The following is a 22,022-nucleotide window of genomic DNA, read 5'->3' on the forward strand; positions in this document are numbered from 1 at the left end:
TCTTTGATTTTGAACTTCAAAATGCAGAATCAAAGATTTTATTTTTGATTTAGCTCTTTCAACGGATTCTTTTTTTTCTCCCAAGGCTTTTTCGTTCTGGACATCATATCATAGCTGATATACAACATGATAAGCAGAAACAGAATAGCGAAAATCAGAAGAACTTTGTTTTTTTTCATCGAGTATTTATTGGACTAAATCAATAATTTTCAGGATTGTGGATTACTTTTTAAGATATCATATAGATAAATATACTTTACTGGTTACCTTTGATCCAGTAGTTGTATTCATCTACAAATAACACTATTTTTTTCATAACCTGTATTAATTTCTTTTGTAAAATAAGAGGCCCCTTTTAGGGGCTTTTTATTTTTATAACCCCTAATATCTAGCAAATACCTTTAATTACGAGATAATCAAGGGTCTTTGAAAAGTCCTGTTAATCATTATAATCACCAATTATTAGAAAATTTTAATGAGTTGATTAAAACGGATGTCTTGTTTTAATGCTTAATCCCGGCTAAATTTCAAAACAATAGTGTTAATTCTCAATTTTGCCTTTAACTTAAAATATTATCAAAAAATGAAACGATTAATTTTTAACCTTTTACTTCTATTTTCTGTAGCCTCTCTTAGTTCTTGTGGTTATAATACAATGGTAGAAAAACAGGAAAATGTGGAGCAACAATGGGCTCAGGTGCAGAACGTATACCAAAGAAGGCTTGATCTTATTCCAAATCTTGTAAATACAGTTAAAGGTGCTGCAGATTTTGAAAAAAGTACATTAACACAAGTAATTGAAGCAAGAGCAAAAGCTACCTCTGTAAACGTGGATGCAAGCAAACTTTCTCCTGAGCAGATTGCAAATTTCCAACAGACGCAGGATCAATTGTCTTCTGCACTTTCTCGTCTTTTGGTTTCAGTAGAACAATATCCTCAGCTGCGTGCCAATCAAAATTTCCTTGAGTTACAGGCTCAGTTGGAAGGTACGGAAAACAGAATATCTGTAGAACGTAGAAATTTTAACGAAGCTGTGATGGATTACAACGCTTATATTCGAAAATTTCCTCAGAATATGATAGCTGGTATGTTTGATTTTGAGAAAAAAGGATATTTTCAGGCAGCGGCCGGAGCAGAAAAAGCACCTGAAGTTAAATTCTAAAAATGTATGGCAAAATCCTTCTTTTCTGAACAGGAACAGGCTGCAATTGTATCAGCCATTAAAGAAGCTGAGAAAAATACCAGCGGTGAAATACAGGTGCATTTGGAAAGCCACTGCAAGGAAGATGTTCTTGACCGGGCCGTGGATGTTTTTAAAATATTAAAGATGCATGAAACCAAACTCAGAAACGGTGTTTTATTCTATCTGGCTATTAAGGATAAAAAATTCGCGATTCTGGGAGATGCTGGTATCAATTCAAAAGTTTCAGATCATTTCTGGGATGATATTAAAGTAATGATGCAGGCAAATTTCAAAGAAGGAAAGTTTACAGAAGGCCTTTGTCAGGGCATTATAAAAGCTGGAGAACAGCTGAAAACTCATTTTCCTTATTCAAAGGATGATATTAATGAGTTGAGTGATGATATTTCTTTTGGAAAGGATTAATAAATGGAAGTAGTGAAATTGTACAGATTTTTATTAGTCCTTTTATTTTCGTTAGGATTTTCTAATTTTCTGGCTGGCCAGAATGATATTCCCGAAAGACCATCTCCTCCAAGGTTGGTGAATGACTTTGCCGGAATTCTTTCGTCTTCAGAAAATCAGGCATTGGAACAAAAGCTTCTGAATTATGAAGACACAACTTCTACCCAGATTGCTGTAGTTATTGTAAAGTCTATAGGGGATTATGAGGCGGCAGATTATTCTCAAAGGCTTGGACAAAAGTGGGGAGTCGGAGTTAAAGGAAAAAATAATGGAATCGTTATTCTTGTAGCAATGGAGTCACATGACTTCTTTATTTCTACAGGCTATGGCATGGAAGGGGTAGTTCCCGATGCAATGGCGAAAAGAATTTTCGAGGAAGTAATCAAGCCGACATTTCGTGAGCAGAGATACTATGATGGTCTTGACGAGGCTACAAACATAATCATTAAGCTTGCCTCAGGTGAATATAAGGCAGAGCCTAAAAAACAGGGTGGCCGCAATAAATTTGGTACAGCCATTATTTTAATCATCTTGTTCTTTATACTTTATAGTATATTCAAAAATAAAGGAGGCGGAGGTCATACTACATATTCTTCCAGAGGACCGTTCTATGGGGGCGGAGGCTGGAGTTCCGGCGGCGGTGGAGGCGGAGGCTTCGGTGGTTTTGGAGGCGGAGGCTTTGGTGGTGGAGGATCCGGTGGTAAATGGTAAAAATTAAATCTGCATGAGAAAATATTTTCTGATCATACTGCTGGGACTTTTTTCAAGCCTTAATCTGAAGGCTGATGTACTTTCAAGATTTCCAGAAAATAGCTTTGTGTTTGACAATGCAGATTTACTTTCCTCGGAACAGATTGTTAGTCTTGAAAAGCAGTTGCTGTATTTAAGAGATTCTTCAATTGCTGAAGTAATTGTAATTTCAGTTGATTCTGCAGTTCATACGGATATGGAGCAATATGCAGAACAGCTTTCTGCAAAGTGGATTAGCGAAAACAAACTAAATCCATCCAATATTATATTTATACTGGATCCTACAGACAGCAAATATGCTATCATTCCATCCAAAGAGTTAGCAGGGAAAATTGATATTGATCTTTTAAAGAAAATAGAGGATCAGTATCTTCTTCCTCAGACAAGAAAAAAGCATTATTATGAAGGAATAAACAATTCTATTTCTCAGATCAAACTACTTTTATCAGGAAAGATGGAAAAGTCCGACTTGCATGAAACTTATAGAGGACCGTTTTTCATTTTTGTAACCCTGATGGTTCTGTTTTTTATATTCTTTTTTCCGGTTCTGCAATACAGGGTTGTGCTTCAAAATCATTTCAGTACCAGAAAGCCGGGTTTTTTCACTAGTCTAATGCTCATGAACACATTTGGTGCGCACAGAGGCGGCTTCGATGCTTTTTCCAAAAATCAGGGTGCTTATGAAGCCAGAAAAGCAGCTTTGCTAAGAGGCGGCGGCGGAGCTGTTGGTGTCTGGTAAAAGTTATTAAAATGACCTTTTATATGTAATGTGCTATATTTCAGGGATCTAATTTTTCGGATACTGAAGCCCAAAAATCCACGTTTAGATTCTGGTTTAGATTTAATGTATTCTAAATGTCCCTTATAAAAAGCTATACTTTTAAATTCGTAGCTTTGCATTTTATTTAAGTTTATGATGGTAGATATTATTTGGCATTTATTGATAGGAGTTGTAGTTAGTTTTGCGGGAAGCATCCCTTTGGGTACTATAAATCTCGGAGTTGTCCAGACCACTGTTTCTGTCAATCTCAAAGCAGGACTTTACTTTGCATTGGGGGCTACTTTAATAGAATTAATTTATAGTACTATTGCCATTAAGCTTATTGGTGTTTTAATGACACAAACCCATCTTGATTCAATAATCCGCATGGTTTCTGTTCCTGTGTTCTTGTTGGTAGCAGTGTATTATTTAAAGAAAGAGGAAAAAGAAGGGGAAAGCCGTGAATTAAAAAAAGGAAGGAGTTTTCTGAACGGAATTTTCCTTGGAGTCATTAATCCACTTCAGATTCCGTTCTGGGTTTTCTGGGGCTCTATTTTTATGAGCAATAAATGGATTGCCAAAGATGATTTTCTGCTTAATGTATTTATAGCAGGAATATGTATTGGTACTATCCTGGTACTTACACTTATTGCTTTTCTAAGCCATTCTATTGCGGCAAGGGTTAATCTGAAGAGTCAGTTTGTAAACAAACTAATCGGTTATGTGCTGATAGTTTTAGGTGTATACCAGCTCTGCGATTTAATTTACAAATTTATTTAAGAAGCTAATCATCATTTCGTTTGATGAGGTGATGTGCTCTTCTTTGCGCAATTCTTCTGCCGTTTGGATATATGGTGCTTTTACAAGCTCCTGCCCACAGTTTGCTATCATTTTATCTATACCGCTTGCTGTCACTTCAAGATGAAATTGAAATGCTGCAACATTATCTCCATAAATAAATCCTTGATTTTCGCAGGCCTCACTCGAAGCAATTCTTGTAGCTCCTGAAGGAATGTCGAAGGTATCTCCGTGCCATTGGAATACAGTTGGTTTTAACTTGAAATCGCTAAATAATGAATTGTTTTTAGCTTCTTCAGTCAAATTCAAAGGTAGCCAGCCGATTTCTTTTTCTTTGTTTTTATAAACCTTTGCCCCCAATACATCCGCAATGAGCTGAGCACCCAGACAGATGCCAAGTACTTTTTTATTTTTGTCTATAGCTTTAGCAATGAGTTCTTTCTCCTTCTTCATCCATGGGTATTGCCTTTCATCGTAAACTCCCATAGGGCCCCCCATCACAATCAACAGGTCAAACAGCTCTACAAAAGGAAGCTTATTGTCTTCATAGAATTTAGTTGCAGTGAGTCTGTTGGCGGGTACTTTTGCCCATTCTTTTATACATCCAAGCCCTTCAAACTCTACATGCCTTAAATAATGAATGTTCATAGTAAATTATTCAATTCGAAAAATCAGATTTTTCAAATATACTATTTGATAGGGAAATTTGAACCCTGGCAAAGATTTATTTTGGACTTTTTACTGAAGAATCCACCTGATTCCTGCAAATCCTCTTATTCCCTGAATAGGTGCATAGTTGTAACTTGTATCGAACGTATATCCATTTGGATTACTTACAGGATCGTTCACCCTTTTGTCAAATGGGTCTTCTGAACGTAGCAGAGAATACTTTGGCAGGTAGTTCAGAAGGTTCTTAACTCCTCCATATACTTCAATCTGCTTGTTGATTCTTTTTGTGATCTGAATATTCTGAATGCTGTACCATGGTGAGACAGAAGGGCGATAGTCATTTGTCTGCACAGGTAGTTCCATTGGTCCTGTTACTCTTCCGGTATAGTCAATAACAATTCCAAGTTGATTGATTTTATATGTTACTGCAAACGTCCCGGAAACTTTTGGCGCATGCAGTTGCTGCACTCTCCTGTTTACCCCGTTGCTATCTTTCTGCACTGAATAAACATCCATCAATGTTACTCCTGCAATGATCTTTAAAGGAAAGGAAAAACTGAAGTCTGTATTTAAAGTAATTCCTTTGGAGATAGCGTATCCATTGAGGTTGTCATAAATGATTTTATCCGGATCTGTCAGAAAGTCACCAATGATTTTATTGGTGAAATAAGTGTAGAACACACTCAGATCAAGTCCGATAAATCCTTTTTTCGTGTTAATGAATTTCTGATAATTGAGGTTTGCATTATATGATTTCTCGGGCTTGAGTTCATGAGAAATGACAACTTCTCTTGAGCCGGTCAAAGCCGCATGATCTTCAGTAAAGAGATTGACGGTTCTGTATCCATTACCACCGCTAAGCCTGATGATATTTGTTTTGGAAAGATCGTATTTAAAACTGAGTCTGGGTGTTAAAATGGAACCATGAATAGAGTTATAGTCATATCTCAAACCTGCAAGGCTTTTAAGTTTGGTGTTTATAGCAAACTCTTCCTGCACAAATATTCCTGGGAGAAATGTCTTCTGCGGTTTGTTGACAGGCTCATTCACATTAGAAGTCCTTGTCCCTGGTGTGTTATCATCATAATAAATATAGCGAAAAGGTAAGCCAACTATCAGATCGTGTCTTGCAGAAAGTTTTTTGTCATACAAGAACTGAGCAAACCCTATATTTTGCTGGGCAATAAATGGGATCACACCATAAGCCGAATTTTGATGATGTGAGTTAAGTGAAAACTGAAATGTTATCTTTTCTTTAATAGGAAGCTGATATACTCCAATGAGCTCATATCTTTTTGTATATATAGATTCCCCATAAACGCTGTCCGTACCGCGAAATTTATTTTCATAGTTAAGCTCTCCTCCCCAGCGATCTTCATAGATGTACCTTCCAGCGATGGATGCCAGTCTGTTATTTTTTCTTTTGAAATTCCATTTGTTAAAAACAGATATTCTGTCCTGAAGAGTCACATCTGTAAAATGGTCATTATTGACATCAAGTTTATTTTTGAAATTGAAATAATTGATGCCTAATAATGAAGTATTTTTTCCAACATTACTTCTTACTGATACATCTGTGTTAAGCTCTTGCTGAGTGGTCCCAAAAATGTCTACTGTACCTCGTGGCGATGCTGCTGGATCTTTTGTGATGATGTTGATCAATCCTCCTACAGCCTCTGATCCATAAAGGGTAGAGGCAGGCCCCTTGACAACCTCTATTCTTTGAACCATACTATTGGGAATTCCACTTAAGCCATAAACTGTGGAAAGGCTGCTTACTATAGGCATTCCGTCAATGGTGATCATGGTATATGGGCCTTCCATCCCATTGATATGTATATCACCCGTATTGCAGACATTACAATTTAGCTGAGGTTGTACACCATTTACAATTTGCAGACTTTCGAACAAGCTGGGAGTTGGATTTTTCTTAAAGTAGTTTGGAGTATATACTTCCACTGGTATGGGAGATGAAGTTCTGCTTACTTCTTTCATTGTTCCTGTCACAACGACTTCGTTCAGCTCTGATTTGAGTGCGTCAAGTTGTATGTCGAGTTTTTTGTTTTCACCGGCCTTTACGGTCACACTTCTTTCATAATTCTGATAATCTATCCCCTGTACTTTAATCTTATAGCTTCCCTCTGGTATCTGTGAAAAGATAAAGTTTCCAAGTGTATCTGTCAAATGGCTTTGATTCAGATTTTCTATAATTACCAGTGCTCCGATCACAGGCTCTCCTGAGGAGTTTACATTCCCTTTTATATTGGATGTCTGACCCCAGCCTTCATTTCGGATGAGCAAAATGCTTGAAGCCAGGAAAAAAAGTATAAATTTTATTTTTAGTCCCATTTAAATTAAAATTTTGTCAAATATAAACAATAAATTTAGATATATGTTAAATTTAATTTTAGGGTCGTCTAAATTTGAAAAGCTCCTTCTTCAAGAGGAAATTATTTAACCTTAAATCAATCTTTTGACATTTAAAAAATCTTGCAAATCATAATAATCAATACCTTAGTTATAGCTTCCAACAGAATGATTAATACTGACATTTTTTTAATGATAATCCAGATTTATATTGTAATAAAAATGAGCTTATGGATATAGAGAAAAGAATCAAAGAGGCGGAGTCACGACAGTTTAAGGCAATTTTCCCAAATACTGTGAATCATTATGATACACTTTTCGGAGGGGCTGCTCTGGCTTATATGGATGAAGTTGCATTTATTACTGCAACTAGATTTAGCAAGCAGAGACTTGTAACTGTTTCAACAAATAAGATAGATTTTAAGAGACCTATTCCGGCCGGAACCATCATCGAAATAGTCGGAAAAATTGAACATGTGGGAAATACCAGTATACAAGTAAAAGTGGAAATTTTTGTAGAAGAGATGTATCACGAAAAAAGAGAAAAAGCTATTGAGGGCTTGTTTACTATGGTTGCAGTGGGAGAAGATAAGAAACCCGTGAGGATTTTGAAGGATTTTGATAGTTAAAAAAATAGAAGTAATGCAGTAATTTTTTAATGTTATTACTGCATTACTTTTTTCAAATACTACTTTTTAATGAGCTTGATGTCTTTCACAAAGGTATCAGCAATGACTTCCAGAATGTAAATTCCTGAGGCAATGTCCAAGTCTAATGCGATTTCACCTTTTTCAGCAAGTGAAGTGTAAGTATTTTCAAATACCTTTTTCCCCTGTACGTCAAAAATAATAACAGTTAGAATATTCTCTCCGCCCAGGCTATATCTGATATGAGCTTTGTCATCGGCTGGGTTTGGATAAACATAAATTTCATCGTTGGTGCCAAAGTTGAGGCTCTTCACTTTACTGAAATCTGTCTTGCCATCCTTGTCGACCTCCTGAATTTTGTAATAAGTTATCCCTGAATTTCCGGCTGCAACAGCCAGCTGATATTCATTCAGTGATTGATTTTTAGCAGGAACTTTTACAGGAATCGCACTCCATGTTTTGCCATCCTGACTTATAAGAATGTTGAAGTGTGACACATTTTGCTCATTGGAAGTAATCCAGTTTAAGAATACTGTTTTTTCTGCCTGACTAACTTCAAACGAAAGGAAATTAAGAGGAGTAATGGTCACATCACAACCGGTTACTACCTGTGCTGAAGGGGATGGAATTATTCCTTTGATATCAACATATGCAGTATTGATAAGGAGTCCAGTTGCCGGACAACTAGCAATCTTTCCTTTCCATACATATTTCACAGAGTCATTCGCCAATACCGGTCCGTTAATTTTAGTATATGTAACAGTACCTGCGGTACTAGAACCCGAAATTGGAGTTGGTGTGCAGCTTGGGCAACCGCTAAGGTTTGCGTCTGTTGCAGATACAAAGGTTACACCTGCGGGAATTGGATCCCTCATTAAGATGTCAAATCCGGAATCCAGCCAGGTGTTCCATTTTTTAACTGTAGAAGCATCGTTGTTAGTGCTTCTCCAGCCAGCATAGCCCGCAACCTTTTGCAGACCTGTTTGGATATATTGGGGAGTTCCAGGCATTGTCGAACCGCTTGCTACCAGAGAGAAAGAAGCCTTGTCTTCGAACAAATCCAGTTTGATATCTATATCAGTAAATCCTGCAGGGAATGCGGTATTAGTGGGCTCTGATAGAAGCTGAGTATAGCCTGCAGCGCTATAGCCATGATCCCATAAGCTCACCACTATTCCGTTGTATTCTTTTTTGAAACGTATTTCATACCACTTATTTCCGTTTTGTCTGAAAACAAGAGCATAAACTTCCTGGTAGGTTGCCAGATTGATGGTAGTATTAATGGAGCCGTTTTTCCCATGAGAATATTTATGGGTCATAAGATTTGAACCTGTACTTCCACTAGTACCTGCACCATTGATAATCATATTGCCTCCGGTAAAAGTGAATGGATTACCTTCCACCTGTTTCCAGTCAGCAGCAGTTCCAATTGATGATACAACTGTACCGGATTTGTTTTTGTAAACTACAGTGTAAGTAATATCATCGCCGGTTGAGTAATTGGCTTTATCAGCCGTTTTGGTGATACTTGGATCCGGAATAAACACAGCGTCACAGCTAACTTTGGTTTTAGCTGTGTCTTTTACCCACGGCTCATTGTCTGCTTTTGCATAGCCCGTGTTAATGATTTCGTCAGGCGTTGGCCCTGTTGGGCAATTGAAGTAAGCCGCATTTTTTACTCTAACCCAGAATTTATATTCTATCGAATCATTAACCAATAACTGAGGTACCGTTGGCCAGGTAATTATATTTCCAGCCAATGTACCTACGGGATAGCCAGTAATATATCCCCCAAAAGTAACACTATTAGGAAGTGTATCTTTAACAATGATATTATTAAGTTCACGTCCTGCAGCTGGCGAGGTACCTAAGATTCTTCTCCAGGTGTAGCCATCCCATTCTTCCACAAGAACATTGTCGGAAATTTTAGTTGTGGTTCCACAGGCTTCAGGGTGATACTTATTTAGAGGCACATTAAGGTTGTTGGGATCAGACCAGTCATTGGTAATCAATGTCTGTAGGTCATCTGAAGCACCTGTAGTGTTTAAGGCAGCCTCATAACTCCAGTCATCGCTAAAATTAAAGCTTCCGTTCGGATTGGTAAATACTCTTGCTTCCATGCGGGGAGGTGCGAGCTCTCCTCGGTGTATCATTTCCTTATTACCACGATATTCTGCCAGATGCTGTGTTACCGTAGTCAAAGCACTAGGAAAGGTTATGAAGAACCTGTGATTGTATCCGGCTCCCGGAACAAGCGGTTGAACTCCCAATGTTGGAGGTGCCGTTCCAAATCCCTCGGCAGTACCAACAGCCACCTGCCATGCAGGTGGTCCGTTTTCCTTTAGGAAGTAGGAGACTCTGTAGTTTTTAAGGTTAATATAAGCTTCCTGTGCTCCGTGAAAGAATCGGAAATTCATTTTTAGTTCATTTGCCGGATTCGTAAAAGGCTGCAAGCCCATTGAAAAATGAACTCCTGGTCTTCCGCCATTTAGGAAGGCCACGGAACTGTTCTTCACTTTAATTGTATAAACAATACTGTCACCAACCTGCACGATGCTTCTGTTTACAGATTTTACTATAGAAAGAGGCTTTTCATTGAGTATATCCACACAGTTCCTTTCCATCGTTTCAGTAATGTTATTCGGATATTCGTTGCTTGTCCATCCGGAACCGTTTGTTGCAGTAATATTAGCAGAGTTACAAATTCTCGGAGGAGCACTGCTGTTTACTACTACTTTTAGGGTAATGGTATCCATTGTTAAACCTAAATTTGCAGGAAGAGCAGCTTCGGTTCCTGGTACATTTCCGACTGTCCAGGTCAGATTGTTTCCTGCCTGGGAAAAGGTAACGCCTGCATTTCTTGGGCTTTGAGATAGAAAGGTCAGCCCTGTAGGAAGCTGATCTGTAATTACTACCCCAGCTGCTATAGGCTTTCCAAAGTTTCTGTAGGTAATTTTATAAGTAAGTGTATCTCCAATGTAAGCGTAGGTTTTATTCACAGACTTGTAAATCTTCATATTCGCTTCAGGTGCCATGTCAAGAGGATCATGCCAGTTTCCTGTAAGTACCATCATGCCGAGAAATCTGAAGAATTCGTGAAAGTACAAAGGGTTTGAATCTGTATATTTTTGAGCACCGCCGTCTGCTCCGTCCCATGTTATCTCCAATTTTCTATACATTTCAGACATAAGTCTGAAATTTTGCACAGCTACAGCAGATGGTGTAAATGCACCAAAAGCTTTGTTCAGCCTGAAATACAAGCTTCCCATGTTGGCCCCGGTCGGACTATGATATGTTGTCATTGTAGATGGCCCGCAGATATCAAGATTCTGAGTGGGAAGTGGATAAGGGGTATTGCCATATGACTGAGGGTCTAAAAGGAACTTCTCATTGTTTTTGGCGAAATCAAGTTCATAAGTGTTTCCGCCAGGAATTACCTGATGGCCTGTAGGGGTATTGCTTGGGTCCCATGAAGTAGTAGGGTTACCATTCCATACATAATTTAGAGCAGTTCTCCATCCTACCCTGAAATCCTCGCCGTCATTAAAACTTGTAAAGGTTGCATTATTGGTCGCACTCAATGCCCACCAACCTGCAAATCCAACTAAGCCCTGTTCGGCCATTTTTCCCATTGCCCAGTCACTGGATGCTTCCGCCCTTTGATACTGCTTGATCAGCCATGGTGACTTTCCTTCTGCCTGAAGCATTTCTGCAAATGACCTGAAGTATGCAGGGGCATAATAATCGATGTGTTGCTGGTCTCCACCTGTTCTTTCAGGATTCATTCCCAGATATGATCCTCCTTGTGCCCAGTTGGTAAGCTCTGTCCAGGTATCTCCACCTTTCATGTAGCCATCCAATCCGATTATTCCAGATATATATTTTTTCACAGGAAGAGATGGAGTGTAAAGCAAAGTATCAACCATGGTTGAGATATATTTAATCGCTTCATCCTTGTAAGTGATAGCACCAAGCTCCGGGTCGATACAAATGGTTCCATTGTCTCCCCATTGTTTCCATGCAACAAGCATGGCAAGGGCAATATCCACGTCTCCGTCTGAAGCGGAATTTCCACCCAAAGCACCACCATAAACATTTGTGGAAGGCCCGAAGGAACCGGCTCCGGAGATTCCAGGGCTATAAGCATATCCTGGAGAATTCATCACGTTGTCAATAAACCTTGTAGTTTTCTGAAACTGGCGGTCATGCATCCACATGTAATATCCGTCATAGGTTTTTTTATCTCCCATGTATGCTGCTGCCAATAAATAATACCCGTCCGCTTCAACACAGGTACAATGCATTATAGGGGCATTAATGTTTGGCATTATGTATCGCACACCATTGACAGTCAGAGGGCCAGCAGTTGTTCCCTGAGTGACGTTATAAGTCATGTTGTTACATATCATCTGATATGCTTCCCTGGTCCGAAGCTCCAGTTCGGCGTGCGTGACACCAGCCGAATGATGATCAAAACTGGCAATCGTTTTAAGCGCACCTTTATTGTATTCTTTAAACTGAGGGAAAGGGAAATTCGGATTCCCTGAATTGATGTTAGCTGGTACCTGAGAATAACCTTGAACCTGAAGAAGAAAGGCACTTATAACAAATAGTAAAAGTCTCTTCATTGATGTATTTAATTTTTTTGAAACCTTGAATCAGTGTCGCCGTAAAAGACAGTGAGTATAATTTGTTTTCATATTCTTTATTTAATGTGTTTTTAAAGAGTTGTTGTTACACTTATGTTACCCTGTCCCGGGTAACATAGGGTGTGACAATAAGAAAACTTTTCCCCCACCATTTTGTACTTTACTAAGAAACTTTATCGTCGACCTTTATTTTAGCCAAGTTTTATCTTAGCTATATCCTACAAATACCCTTTTGCGGCTGATTAGTAAACAGACTTTTTCAAACTTTTTTGCCTCTTTGGTTATTATTTATCCGGAAAGAATTTTATACTGCCTCTCATTGTTTTTAAATTTGTAATTCACAAAGAGAAAAGTTTGAAAGTAAAAGATTTAATAAGGCTTTATCAGGAAGATCCACTAGTTCAGATTCTCCACGATAAGATAAAGTCTGACAGCAATTTACGTTTCCGTCTAAAGGGATTAAGTGGCAGTATGGATGCGGTAGTCTCAGCAGCTATTTGCAGTTTAAGCCCTGGAAATCATTTATTCATCCTTCAAGATAAGGAAGAGGCTTCCTTTTTTCAGAATGACCTTCAGGTGCTTCTTCAAGATATTAGCGTACATTTTTTCCCTAACTCATACAAAAGACCCTATAAGTTTGAAGAAACTGAAAATGCCAATGTACTCATGCGTGCAGAGGTACTTAGCGCAGTGAATAACAGGGGAGAAGATAATTTTTGCATCGTAAGCTATCCTGATGCACTTACTGAAAAAGTAATCAATAAAAAGTCTCTCAAGAGCAATAGCTTTACTGCCAATGTGGGAGAGAAAGTAGATCTTCAGTTTGTTACAGAACTTCTCTCCACTTATGACTTTGAGAAAACAGATTTTGTCTATGAGGCTGGTCAATATTCCATCAGAGGAGGTATTGTCGATATATTCAGTTACTCTCATGACTATCCATACAGAATTGAACTTTTCGGGGATGAGATAGAAAGTGTAAGAACCTTTGATCCAAATACACAGCTGTCTGTTGAGAACAAAAAAACGTTTTCTATTATCCCTAATGTGCAGACTAAATTACTTCAGGAGAAACGTGAATCCTTGTTTGAATTTCTTCCCAATGATACTTATATCTGGGTTAAAGATGTTGAACTGACACTGGAGATTATAGAAAGATATTTTGATAGAGCAACACTTTCCTTTGAGCAGATATTAAAGGAAACTGGCGGATCTAAGTTAATTACTTCTCCTGCTCAGCTGTTTGAAAACCCTGAAGAATTTAAAAAGCTGTTTGAGAGATACAAGATACTGGAATTTGGAACAAGATATTATTTTGATACTGAAAACCTCATCGAGTTTTCATCTAAGCCACAGCCACCGTTTAATAAAGAATTCAACCTTCTTGCTGAGAACCTGAAGTCGTATCAGGAAAAGGATTACACCAATGTTATTGCTGCGGAGTCCTATCATCAGATAGAAAGGCTAACTACAATCTTTAACGAAGTCGATAGGTTTCTGAAATTTCAGACAATGAATGCTGCGCTGAGGCATGGTTTTATTGATGAACAGTTAAAGCTTGTTTGCTATACCGATCACCAGATTTTTGAGAAATACCACAGGTACAAAACCAAAGAGAAATTTTCTAAGTCAAAGGCAATGACTTTGAAAGAGCTCAGGACTTTGCATCCCGGAGATTTTGTTGTTCATTCGGATTATGGAGTTGGTAGATTTGCCGGGCTAGAGAAAGTGGAAGTCGGGGGAAGGCATCAGGAAGCAATACGTTTGGTATATAGGGATGATGATTTGCTTTATGTAAGCATACATGCGCTTCATAAGATATCTAAATATACGGGGAAAGAAGGAACTCCGCCTCCAATCAGTAAGCTTGGCTCCGGAGAGTGGGATACAAAAAAGAAACGTGTTAAGAAGCAAGTAAAAGATATTGCCAAGGAGCTGATAAGCTTGTATGCGAAAAGAAAAGCAGCTCCAGGGTTTAAGTTTGACAGAGATACTTTTCTTCAGGCAGAACTTGAGTCTTCATTTATATACGAAGATACGCCGGATCAAGCTAAAGCTACAGCTGATGTAAAAGCTGATATGGAACTTCCTCATCCTATGGATCGGCTCGTATGCGGAGATGTTGGGTTTGGTAAAACAGAGGTTGCTGTGCGAGCTGCTTTCAAAGCTGCTACAGATGGAAAGCAGGTGGCAGTGCTTGTCCCAACTACCATCCTTGCGATGCAACATTATAAAACGTTCAGCGAAAGACTTAAAGGTTTCCCTGTTAATGTGGAATATGTTAACCGCTTTAAAACTGCTCAGCAGATAAAAGAAACCATTAAAAGAGTAGAAGAAGGAAAGACCAACATCCTTATAGGTACACATCGTCTTATCGGTAAGGATGTGAAGTTTAAAGATCTTGGATTGTTGATTATTGACGAAGAGCAGAAGTTTGGTGTAAAGGTGAAGGATAAACTTAAGGAGTTTAAAGTCAATGTGGATACGTTGACACTTACTGCCACGCCTATTCCAAGAACTCTGCATTTCTCACTGATGGGGGCTAGAGATCTGTCAATTATTGCTACACCACCTCCGAACAGGCAACCAGTTACGACAGAAATTCATGCATTCAATGATGTTGTTATACGCGATGCCGTGAGTCATGAATTAAAGCGGGGCGGACAGGTGTTCTTTGTTCATAATAGAGTAAAAGACATTGAAGAAATGGCGGACAGAATCAAGCGTCTTGTACCAGATGCAAAGATGGGCGTGGCTCATGGGCAGATGGAGGGAGATAAGCTTGAAAAGGTGATGCTAAAGTTTGTGGAAGCTGAATATGATGTGCTTGTTTCAACCAATATTATCGAATCAGGTCTTGATATTCCAAATGCCAATACCATAATTATTAATTCGGCACATATGTTTGGCTTATCTGATTTGCATCAGATGAGGGGGCGAGTAGGACGTTCCAATAAAAAAGCATTCTGTTATCTTCTTACTCCTCCTGTATCTACATTACCAGCTGATTCAAGAAAGAGATTAAGTGCACTTGAAGAATTCTCTGATCTTGGAGATGGTTTTAAGGTTGCAATGCGAGATCTGGATATTCGTGGAGCAGGGAACTTACTTGGTGCGGAACAAAGTGGGTTTATCTCTGATCTTGGATTTGATATGTATCATAAAATCCTTGATGAAGCGATACAAGAGCTTAAAGAAACAGAGTTTGCAGAGCTGTTCAAGAAAGAGCTGGATGCAAAAGATTTCAATAAGTCTACCGATTGCCAGATCGAAACTGACCTTGCTGTAATTATACCAGAGACATATGTTTCCAATATTTCCGAAAGATTAAGTCTTTATTCTACTCTTGACAATATTAAGACAGAAGAGGAGCTTGAAAAGTATAGGGCATCTATCGTAGACCGTTTTGGTCCGCTTCCGGATGAAGTTAAAGATCTTGTAGAAACGGTAAGGCTTAGATGGCTTGCAGAAGGTCTTGGTTTTGAAAAGCTCACCATCAAAAACGGAACAATGAAGGGATATTTTGTTCAGAACAATGACGCATATTATAAGTCGGATATATTTGGCAAAATCCTTCTTTTCGCTCAGAAGAACCCTAAAAAGTGTAAGCTGAAAGAAGTCAATAAAAAACCAATGATCGTATTTGAAGATATTGATTTTATGCATCAGGCTATGGATACCCTTCAAAAAATAAATCCTGCTCCAGTAGCAGAATCAGTGAAGTAGGTTAAGGTTGTCTTACATGCCAGAAAATATTAAGAAAGAGGATGTGTATTTTAACATCCTCTTTCTTTTGAATCGTTTAAGACCACTTACTCTTCTGCTATTTCAAAAACATTATAAACCCTTTTTATCACATTTATCTTTCCCGGCTTACCTTCCAGAGCATTGAGGGAATAATCGTTGCGCGCTCTGGTCATAGGTAAACTTGTTGTTTTAAAGGTTCCATTATTGTAAGTAACAGTGATGTGATCTGCTGTTTTAGCACCTGTATAATCGATATACCTGAATGTGAATCCGGTTTTATCCTCATTAATTCTCATGTCAAGAAATGAGCCTGTAAAATAGGTGGAGGAGTGACTTACCTCATTAGTTGTAGTGTAAGTTTTGGTTGTTTTATTAAAAAAATTAATCTTCTTCAGATTAAGATTTTTGTCAAACTCCGCTACAAAAACTCTATCTGAACATTGGACAAGTGAACTTGTAAAATTCACCAGGACATCATAAGCTACAGGATTATAAGTTTCGCCAATCAGGAAATAGCTTTCTCCAATTTTTGTAGCCCTGATAGGATTTAGCCTAGGGCCGCCTTTTTTAAATTTTATTTTGTCGTTTTCATCAAGTTTAGACAAGAAATCATCAGATCCCAGATATAAAAATTTTTCTTCTGTTTTCTTCGTGGCTAAATCAAAGCTAAGAAAAAGAAGGCCTCTTTCATCGTTTGCTTTCAGCAGAAAGTTTCCGTTATTTTTGCTAAGGTTAAATTGAGCAAAGAGAACGCCATTTTTACCATCGCTATAAAGTGCGGGTTTCTCAACAATTTTTATTTCTTCGCTATTAAATTCATGGTTCAGCACCATGCTGCCATCCTTTACTTTATTAATTAATAGTCCAGTATATATTTTTGGAGTATTCAATTTCGCCTTACGGGCATAAAAGCTATAGAGGTTCTGGTCAATAGTTTCTGTGTAAGTAAGAGGTATAATTTTTTCTTCATAGTTATAAGCGTTTTCGAAAGTCCATTTAACTTTCAATTTATTGTCATAATGGATCATTCCTTTGAATACCTTGTCTTCATATAGCATTCCTGAAAAAATAAATCCATAGTTACCGTTGGCCACTATTGTTGAGTTGATGTGCCACATTGCTACTTTGTTTGAAAGCTTAGTGGTCCCAAGTTGCTTCAGATCCACGGAACTATATGATACAATTTCGGCCTCTCCGTTTGTGACATTTTTTGCTGCGCTGTTTCCATTAAAGTTGTAAACTATGCAAAATGCTGAATCATTTACTGCAGCTGAAATAACATCATCATACATATTACGGGGCTCTTGTACTGAAATTATGGGCTTCATCGAAACATCACATTTGGAAATGGTGTAAATTGATGTTTTCTTAAATTTTTCGAGGTCTCGGCTTACAATGTAGTAGCCATTGAGTTTTCTGCTTTCATAAATTGGCTTTATTGCCAGCACTTCATATATGCCCGCTCTGCTTTGGTTGAAAATACATACCAGAAGGATGATAATGCATAGTTTAAGGTTTTTCATAAGTAAAAAGAGTGTTTTAAAAATTGATTAAAGGTTAAATGTATGGATTTTTAAAAATAATTTTTCCAATTTTTAAACCAATCTAATCCGATAATTTCATGTTATCCTCCATTAAATGTATTTTTGTCTGATAGAGGTTGTCATTAAATTCAAATTAGAAGAAATCATGGAGTTAAATCCACTCATAGAAAAAGTATTAACTGCAGAAGAGCAGCAGAAACTCACGCCTGATGAGGTGTTGAAGCAACTTAAAGAAGGTAATAAAAGATTTACTTCTGGTACCTTAACTTTGCGAGATCATTCTAAGCAAATCAGAGATGCTGTCAATGGCCAGTTTCCTAAGGCTATCGTTCTTTCCTGTATCGATTCAAGAGTGCCGGTAGAAGATGTTTTCGATAAAGGAATCGGAGATTTGTTTGTTGCACGTGTCGCAGGTAATATTATAAATGAAGACATTCTAGGTTCAATGGAGTTCAGTTGCAAAGTTGCCGGTGCGAAACTTGTTCTTGTTATCGGTCACGAATACTGTGGTGCAATAAAAGGTGCAATAGATCATGTTGAATTAGGAAACTTGACTACTTTATTAAAAAAGGTGGAGCCTGCCATTCAGAATTGTAACCATTATCATGGTGAGAAAACATCCAAAAACTATGAGTTTGTAGATATGGTAATAAGAGAAAATGTTAAAGTTACTGTGGAGGCTATCCGTGCTCAAAGCCCTATTTTAAAACAAATGGAAGATGAAGGGCTTATTAAAATAGTTGGTTCTTATTATGACATGGACAATGGTCAAGTAACATTTTACGAATAATATTTTTTAGGTCGAATGGATAAAAAAAGGAGCTTCTTAATCAGAAGCTCCTTTTTTGTTTAGGCTACAAGTCCTTAATCTGTTTTGCTATTTATACTTAGGAGTATGCTTATCTAAGAAGGTATCTACAGCTTTGTTATAGTTTGCAATGAGTTTATTTCTCGTTTCATTCAGACTATTATTCGTTGCATTGAATTCATTCACACTTTGGTTGAATTCATTAACAGCTTTGTTGTATTGGTCAACATCTGCCTGAGTTCTTGCAGATTCCTTTTTTGTTTCGAAGGCCTTTTTAATTTTCAGATAGTTTTCTTCTTTAATATAGAAAGAAGTCAGGTTAGATATTTTGTCTTTGCTTTCGGTTTTATAAAATTCAAGCATCTGTTTGCAGGCATTCACAATGGTTCTGTCATTGCTAAAGGCTTTCATTGTGTCTAACGTTGCAATACCTTGCTCAGCATATTTTTGCAAGCTATTTTTGTTTTGCTCAATTCCATTGACATTTTTGTTTTGAAGTGCATCAAGAAGGTAGGCCTCCTGTTTGTAGCTTTTGAAAAAGATAAGATAAACTTTTCTTTGATAAGCATTCACGCGCTGTGCTTTCTCTACTTTAGTCGTAAGCTCATCTTTGCTCTCTACGAGATTAACATTGTTCTTTGAAGCAAATTCTTTTTCAGTAGCATAAAGTTTTCTTCCTGCATCGTTCATTTTTTCATTGGCTAATTCTTGAGCCAGAAGGTAAGCCTCCATTGCGTCATAAGATTGTTCTGCAATTTCCTCCATGTTAAGGATCTTGGCATAGTCATCGTTAAGTACATGCTGTGTAAGCTTAAGGTATGAAACCGCAGAGTCTCTCAATGCCTTGTCGCCTTTAAAAGGAGGCATTGCTGAAATTTTCTTTATTGCATCTTTTGTAGATTGTATGATTTCCTTTCTTCTGTTTTCAACCTTTCTGGCACTTTTTCCATGTGCTACTGCACTTGTATAAGACATATAATCTTCTGTAATTTTTCGATTCAGTTCTCCCATGTAGGTCATATACTCTCCTGCACTGGTGAAGTTTTGTGCTTTGGTCGATAAAGCAAAAAATGTGGATACTAAAAAGAAAAAGATAACTCTTTTGATGTGATTCATAAATGCAATTTTTATTTATTATTTGAATTAATTAAATCTGTAATAATGGAATAAGATTCCTCAATATAGATATCAGACTGGGTCCTTTTTAACAATAGATCATTTAGCTCTTTTTTGTAAGGATCAGCCTGTAGTACCTGGTTTTCATAGGACGTATTTTCAACTTTAAAAGTTGTAGTAGGTTTAACAATTGATTTCTTCAAGGTCTTTAGTGCAACCTGACGATCATCGTTGTACTTTTTGAAATCAGGAGGATATAAAGGAACAGGTGCCTGCATCCAATCTGAATAGGTCTTGATAAATTTGTTAAGATCCTGGAAGGCTAAATTACTTCCAATTCTTTGCTGACTCTTCTTTGATAAAGTATTTATTGGCAATGCCGGTAATTGCTGATAAATAATTTTCTTATTTATGGAGTCATATGGAAGAGCATTGCTATAATTGGATTCTTTGTAATCAATTACATCGAAAATATCAGGAAGCGTGATATCTGGCTTCACTCCTTTGAGTTGAGCACTTTTGCCATTAATTCTGTATAGCTTTTCAATTGTGACTTTCAAAAAACCATGAGGAGAACTTGAGTTATCAAACTGATTGGGAGTTTTACCAACTGTCGTGTCAAGAGGTATAATGATCTGTCCGCTTGCTTTGCCATAAGTATTACCACCTACTATAACAGCTCTGTTGTAATCCTGAAGTGTTGATGCAAGCACCTCTGAAGCAGAAGCACTTGAACTATTTACCATGACCACCAAAGGGCCATCATATATGGTTCCTCTGTTCATGTCTTTAAGCACACTTGTTTTACCATCTCTGTTTTTCAGAGAAATGAGAGGACCTTCATCAATAAATATTCCGGCGAGGTTCATACCTTCATATAAAGAACCTCCGCCATTATATCTGATGTCTAGAATTAACCCATCAATTTTTTGCTCCTTCAACTTGATGATTTCTTTAGCAACATCATTTGCACAACCATGGTTTAGATTCTCAAATTCACTGTAAAATCCGGGTAAAGAAATGTAGCCTATTTTCTTAGAACCGGCTAGAATCAAGCCTTTAACGGTATTGTCATCATTATCTATTTTCTCTTTAATAAGCGATACTGAAAGTATCTCTCCACTTGATTTTTTTATTTTGATATTTAATTTCTGTGTGTTGGATTGTCCCATAAGCTCTTCTACTTCCTGTATGTCAGAAGCTGTGAGGTCTACTGTTTCTTTCCCTTCCCACTGAAGCTCAAGCAGCACATCATCTTTATTCAGTTGACCTGATTTCCATGCTGGGCCACCTGGTACGAGACTTTCTATGAGGATGTTCCCGGTCTCGCTTTCGTCAAGATTTATTCCAAATGAAAGTTCTTCTGAAGTTAAGAGTGATTCAAAATTTTGCCAGCTTGTCTTAGACATATAATTAGTGTGTGGGTCAAACACACTTGTAATTGCATCAAAATATAGCGAGGCTACATAATTGTCAAACCCTTCGGGATGATCCAAAATTCTTCTGACTCTTCGTTTTTCAATGATTTTAGTTTTTTCTCTTGCCTCTGCTTCCTTTGTCAACAGATTGTTTTGCCCGATAATGGTGCAGATATTATACATTTGATTCAGCACTTCAATAGTAAGATGTTCTTTCCATCTTATTTTTATGTCCTCATCAAATTCTGAAAAGGGCAAGTGATTTGCGGTGTCTATGGAAAGTTCGTCACCTTTGGTAAATGTAAAAGGCTTTGATAAAATGTCGCTAAGCCCTTTCTCCGCTTCAGTAAGCCTTTGTTTGTAAATAGGTATTACAACATCCAGAAGCTTCCACATTTTTCCTTTTAGTTCGTCATCTATTTGCTTTTCAAATGGCTTAAACGTGCGTATATCTTGAGCTGTTAAATAAATGGCTTCAGGATCCAGCAGGTCAATAAATTTTGAGAAGGACTTGCTTGAAAGCTCATCATCCATTTGCTTTTTTGAATAATGATTGGAGCTAAGGGAAGTCTCAAGTAATTGTGTTTCTTTTTTTAAATTGAGCGCTTGAGCTGTCGCTTCTGTGGTCGAAACAAAGATTGATATGATAAAAATGGATATTATCCAAAAGTTTTTCATTTAGAATGATAGATTCGTCTAATCAAATTTAACAAATTTAACACGTATATTTTACGGACCACAAATACTATATTGCTACAATATTATCAGAAATATTACTTGTAAAATGAGAGAAATAAGACAACAGGTACATGAGGGCGGAGGAATGTTTTTTGTTAGAATAGATGATAAAACAGCTGCAAAGTTGGAGTATTCATTGAAATCAGAACATTTAATGACAATTGATCACACTGAAGTTGATAAAAGCCTTAAAGGCGAGGGTATTGGACATTCGTTGGTCGAAAGGGCTATTTCATTTGCAAGATCCAATAAGATGAAAGTAATACCCTATTGCCCTTTCGCAAAGGCCATTATTGATAAAACGCCGGAATTTCAAGATGTTATTTTAAAATCATAGTTATTTTTCTTAAATTGTACTAACTAGAG

At 37.5% G+C, this 22,022-nt stretch carries 16 protein-coding genes; 9 read left to right on the forward strand and 7 right to left on the reverse strand.

Annotated features, from left to right (window positions below; genetic code table 11):
• Positions 1–38: 38 nt before the first annotated feature.
• Positions 39–179, reverse strand: a complete 141-nt coding sequence (locus J7604_RS17020) for a hypothetical protein (RefSeq protein ID WP_293898031.1) — start codon at positions 177–179, stop codon at positions 39–41.
• A 404-nt stretch (positions 180–583) separates the two neighbouring features.
• Between J7604_RS17020 and J7604_RS17025 the strand changes: the two genes are divergently transcribed.
• From J7604_RS17025 to J7604_RS17045, 5 genes are all read left to right on the forward strand, one after another.
• Positions 584–1,162 (forward strand): LemA family protein, encoded by a 579-nt coding sequence (locus tag J7604_RS17025; RefSeq protein ID WP_028980676.1) that lies wholly within the window; start codon positions 584–586, stop codon positions 1,160–1,162.
• Positions 1,163–1,168: 6 nt separating this feature from the next.
• On the forward strand, positions 1,169–1,606 hold the full coding sequence (locus J7604_RS17030; protein WP_293898035.1) for a TPM domain-containing protein: 438 nt from the start codon (positions 1,169–1,171) through the stop codon (positions 1,604–1,606).
• Between the two features lie 3 nt (positions 1,607–1,609).
• Positions 1,610–2,356, forward strand: coding sequence for a YgcG family protein (locus J7604_RS17035; RefSeq protein ID WP_293898038.1), 747 nt, complete (start codon positions 1,610–1,612; stop codon positions 2,354–2,356).
• Between the two features lie 13 nt (positions 2,357–2,369).
• Positions 2,370–3,134, forward strand: a complete 765-nt coding sequence (locus J7604_RS17040; RefSeq protein ID WP_293898040.1) for a YgcG family protein — start codon at positions 2,370–2,372, stop codon at positions 3,132–3,134.
• A gap of 174 nt (positions 3,135–3,308) precedes the next feature.
• Positions 3,309–3,935, forward strand: a complete 627-nt coding sequence (locus J7604_RS17045; protein ID WP_293898043.1) for a LysE family transporter — start codon at positions 3,309–3,311, stop codon at positions 3,933–3,935.
• Here J7604_RS17045 and J7604_RS17050 read toward each other — a convergent pair.
• Together J7604_RS17050 and J7604_RS17055 are read right to left on the reverse strand one after the other, a co-directional pair.
• A complete protein-coding gene (locus J7604_RS17050) occupies positions 3,915–4,601 on the reverse strand; it encodes a type 1 glutamine amidotransferase (protein ID WP_293898046.1) in 687 nt (228 codons plus the stop codon). The two genes, J7604_RS17045 and J7604_RS17050, sit on opposite strands and share 21 nt — an antisense overlap.
• Positions 4,602–4,691: 90 nt before the next feature.
• On the reverse strand, positions 4,692–6,971 hold the full coding sequence (locus J7604_RS17055; RefSeq protein ID WP_293898049.1) for a TonB-dependent receptor: 2,280 nt from the start codon (positions 6,969–6,971) through the stop codon (positions 4,692–4,694).
• 248 nt (positions 6,972–7,219) lie between these two features.
• On the opposite strand from J7604_RS17055, the gene J7604_RS17060 reads away from it, so the two are divergent.
• A complete protein-coding gene (locus J7604_RS17060; RefSeq protein WP_293898052.1) occupies positions 7,220–7,618 on the forward strand; it encodes an acyl-CoA thioesterase in 399 nt (132 codons plus the stop codon).
• A gap of 59 nt (positions 7,619–7,677) precedes the next feature.
• On the opposite strand, the gene J7604_RS17065 is transcribed toward J7604_RS17060, so the two are convergent.
• On the reverse strand, positions 7,678–12,264 hold the full coding sequence (locus J7604_RS17065; RefSeq protein ID WP_293898054.1) for a T9SS type A sorting domain-containing protein: 4,587 nt from the start codon (positions 12,262–12,264) through the stop codon (positions 7,678–7,680).
• 375 nt (positions 12,265–12,639) lie between these two features.
• On the opposite strand from J7604_RS17065, the gene mfd reads away from it, so the two are divergent.
• Positions 12,640–16,011 carry a transcription-repair coupling factor gene (gene mfd / locus J7604_RS17070; RefSeq protein ID WP_293898056.1) on the forward strand — a complete coding sequence of 1,124 codons (3,372 nt, stop codon included), beginning with the start codon at positions 12,640–12,642 and terminating at the stop codon, positions 16,009–16,011.
• An 86-nt stretch (positions 16,012–16,097) separates the two neighbouring features.
• On the opposite strand, the gene J7604_RS17075 is transcribed toward mfd, so the two are convergent.
• Positions 16,098–17,555 carry a hypothetical protein gene (locus tag J7604_RS17075; protein ID WP_293898059.1) on the reverse strand — a complete coding sequence of 486 codons (1,458 nt, stop codon included), beginning with the start codon at positions 17,553–17,555 and terminating at the stop codon, positions 16,098–16,100.
• Between the two features lie 166 nt (positions 17,556–17,721).
• Here J7604_RS17075 and J7604_RS17080 point away from each other — a divergent pair, with 166 nt between their 5' ends.
• Entirely contained in the window at positions 17,722–18,366 is a 645-nt protein-coding gene (locus J7604_RS17080) for a carbonic anhydrase family protein (protein ID WP_293898062.1), read from the forward strand.
• A gap of 87 nt (positions 18,367–18,453) precedes the next feature.
• Here the strand turns inward: J7604_RS17080 and J7604_RS17085 are convergent, their stop codons facing one another.
• Complete coding sequence (locus tag J7604_RS17085; protein WP_293898065.1) at positions 18,454–19,500, reverse strand: hypothetical protein; 1,047 nt, start codon at positions 19,498–19,500, stop codon at positions 18,454–18,456.
• Positions 19,501–19,511: 11 nt separating this feature from the next.
• A complete protein-coding gene (locus J7604_RS17090) occupies positions 19,512–21,596 on the reverse strand; it encodes a carboxy terminal-processing peptidase (protein ID WP_293898068.1) in 2,085 nt (694 codons plus the stop codon).
• Positions 21,597–21,702: 106 nt separating this feature from the next.
• On the opposite strand from J7604_RS17090, the gene J7604_RS17095 reads away from it, so the two are divergent.
• Positions 21,703–21,993, forward strand: coding sequence for a GNAT family N-acetyltransferase (locus J7604_RS17095; protein ID WP_293898071.1), 291 nt, complete (start codon positions 21,703–21,705; stop codon positions 21,991–21,993).
• Positions 21,994–22,022: the final 29 nt, after the last annotated feature.

The sequence above is a fragment of the Sporocytophaga sp. genome, from assembly GCF_017745095.1.
In the GTDB taxonomy this organism is placed as follows: Bacteria; Bacteroidota; Bacteroidia; order Cytophagales; family Cytophagaceae; genus Sporocytophaga.

Excerpts from the sequence above, each read along its gene's own strand:
- J7604_RS17020 (WP_293898031.1), bottom strand. The coding sequence starts at position 179 with ATGAAAAAAAACAAAGTTCTTCTGATTTTCGCTATTCTGTTTCTGCTT.
- J7604_RS17065 (WP_293898054.1), bottom strand. The coding sequence starts at position 12,264 with ATGAAGAGACTTTTACTATTTGTTATAAGTGCCTTTCTTCTTCAGGTT.
- J7604_RS17030 (WP_293898035.1), top strand. The coding sequence starts at position 1,169 with ATGGCAAAATCCTTCTTTTCTGAACAGGAACAGGCTGCAATTGTATCA.
- J7604_RS17040 (WP_293898040.1), top strand. The coding sequence starts at position 2,370 with ATGAGAAAATATTTTCTGATCATACTGCTGGGACTTTTTTCAAGCCTT.
- J7604_RS17085 (WP_293898065.1), bottom strand. The coding sequence starts at position 19,500 with ATGAATCACATCAAAAGAGTTATCTTTTTCTTTTTAGTATCCACATTT.
- J7604_RS17080 (WP_293898062.1), top strand. The coding sequence starts at position 17,722 with ATGGAGTTAAATCCACTCATAGAAAAAGTATTAACTGCAGAAGAGCAG.
- J7604_RS17060 (WP_293898052.1), top strand. The coding sequence starts at position 7,220 with ATGGATATAGAGAAAAGAATCAAAGAGGCGGAGTCACGACAGTTTAAG.
- J7604_RS17035 (WP_293898038.1), top strand. The coding sequence starts at position 1,610 with ATGGAAGTAGTGAAATTGTACAGATTTTTATTAGTCCTTTTATTTTCG.
- J7604_RS17095 (WP_293898071.1), top strand. The coding sequence starts at position 21,703 with ATGAGAGAAATAAGACAACAGGTACATGAGGGCGGAGGAATGTTTTTT.
- J7604_RS17045 (WP_293898043.1), top strand. The coding sequence starts at position 3,309 with ATGATGGTAGATATTATTTGGCATTTATTGATAGGAGTTGTAGTTAGT.
- J7604_RS17090 (WP_293898068.1), bottom strand. The coding sequence starts at position 21,596 with ATGAAAAACTTTTGGATAATATCCATTTTTATCATATCAATCTTTGTT.
- J7604_RS17075 (WP_293898059.1), bottom strand. The coding sequence starts at position 17,555 with ATGAAAAACCTTAAACTATGCATTATCATCCTTCTGGTATGTATTTTC.
- J7604_RS17055 (WP_293898049.1), bottom strand. The coding sequence starts at position 6,971 with ATGGGACTAAAAATAAAATTTATACTTTTTTTCCTGGCTTCAAGCATT.
- J7604_RS17050 (WP_293898046.1), bottom strand. The coding sequence starts at position 4,601 with ATGAACATTCATTATTTAAGGCATGTAGAGTTTGAAGGGCTTGGATGT.
- J7604_RS17025 (WP_028980676.1), top strand. The coding sequence starts at position 584 with ATGAAACGATTAATTTTTAACCTTTTACTTCTATTTTCTGTAGCCTCT.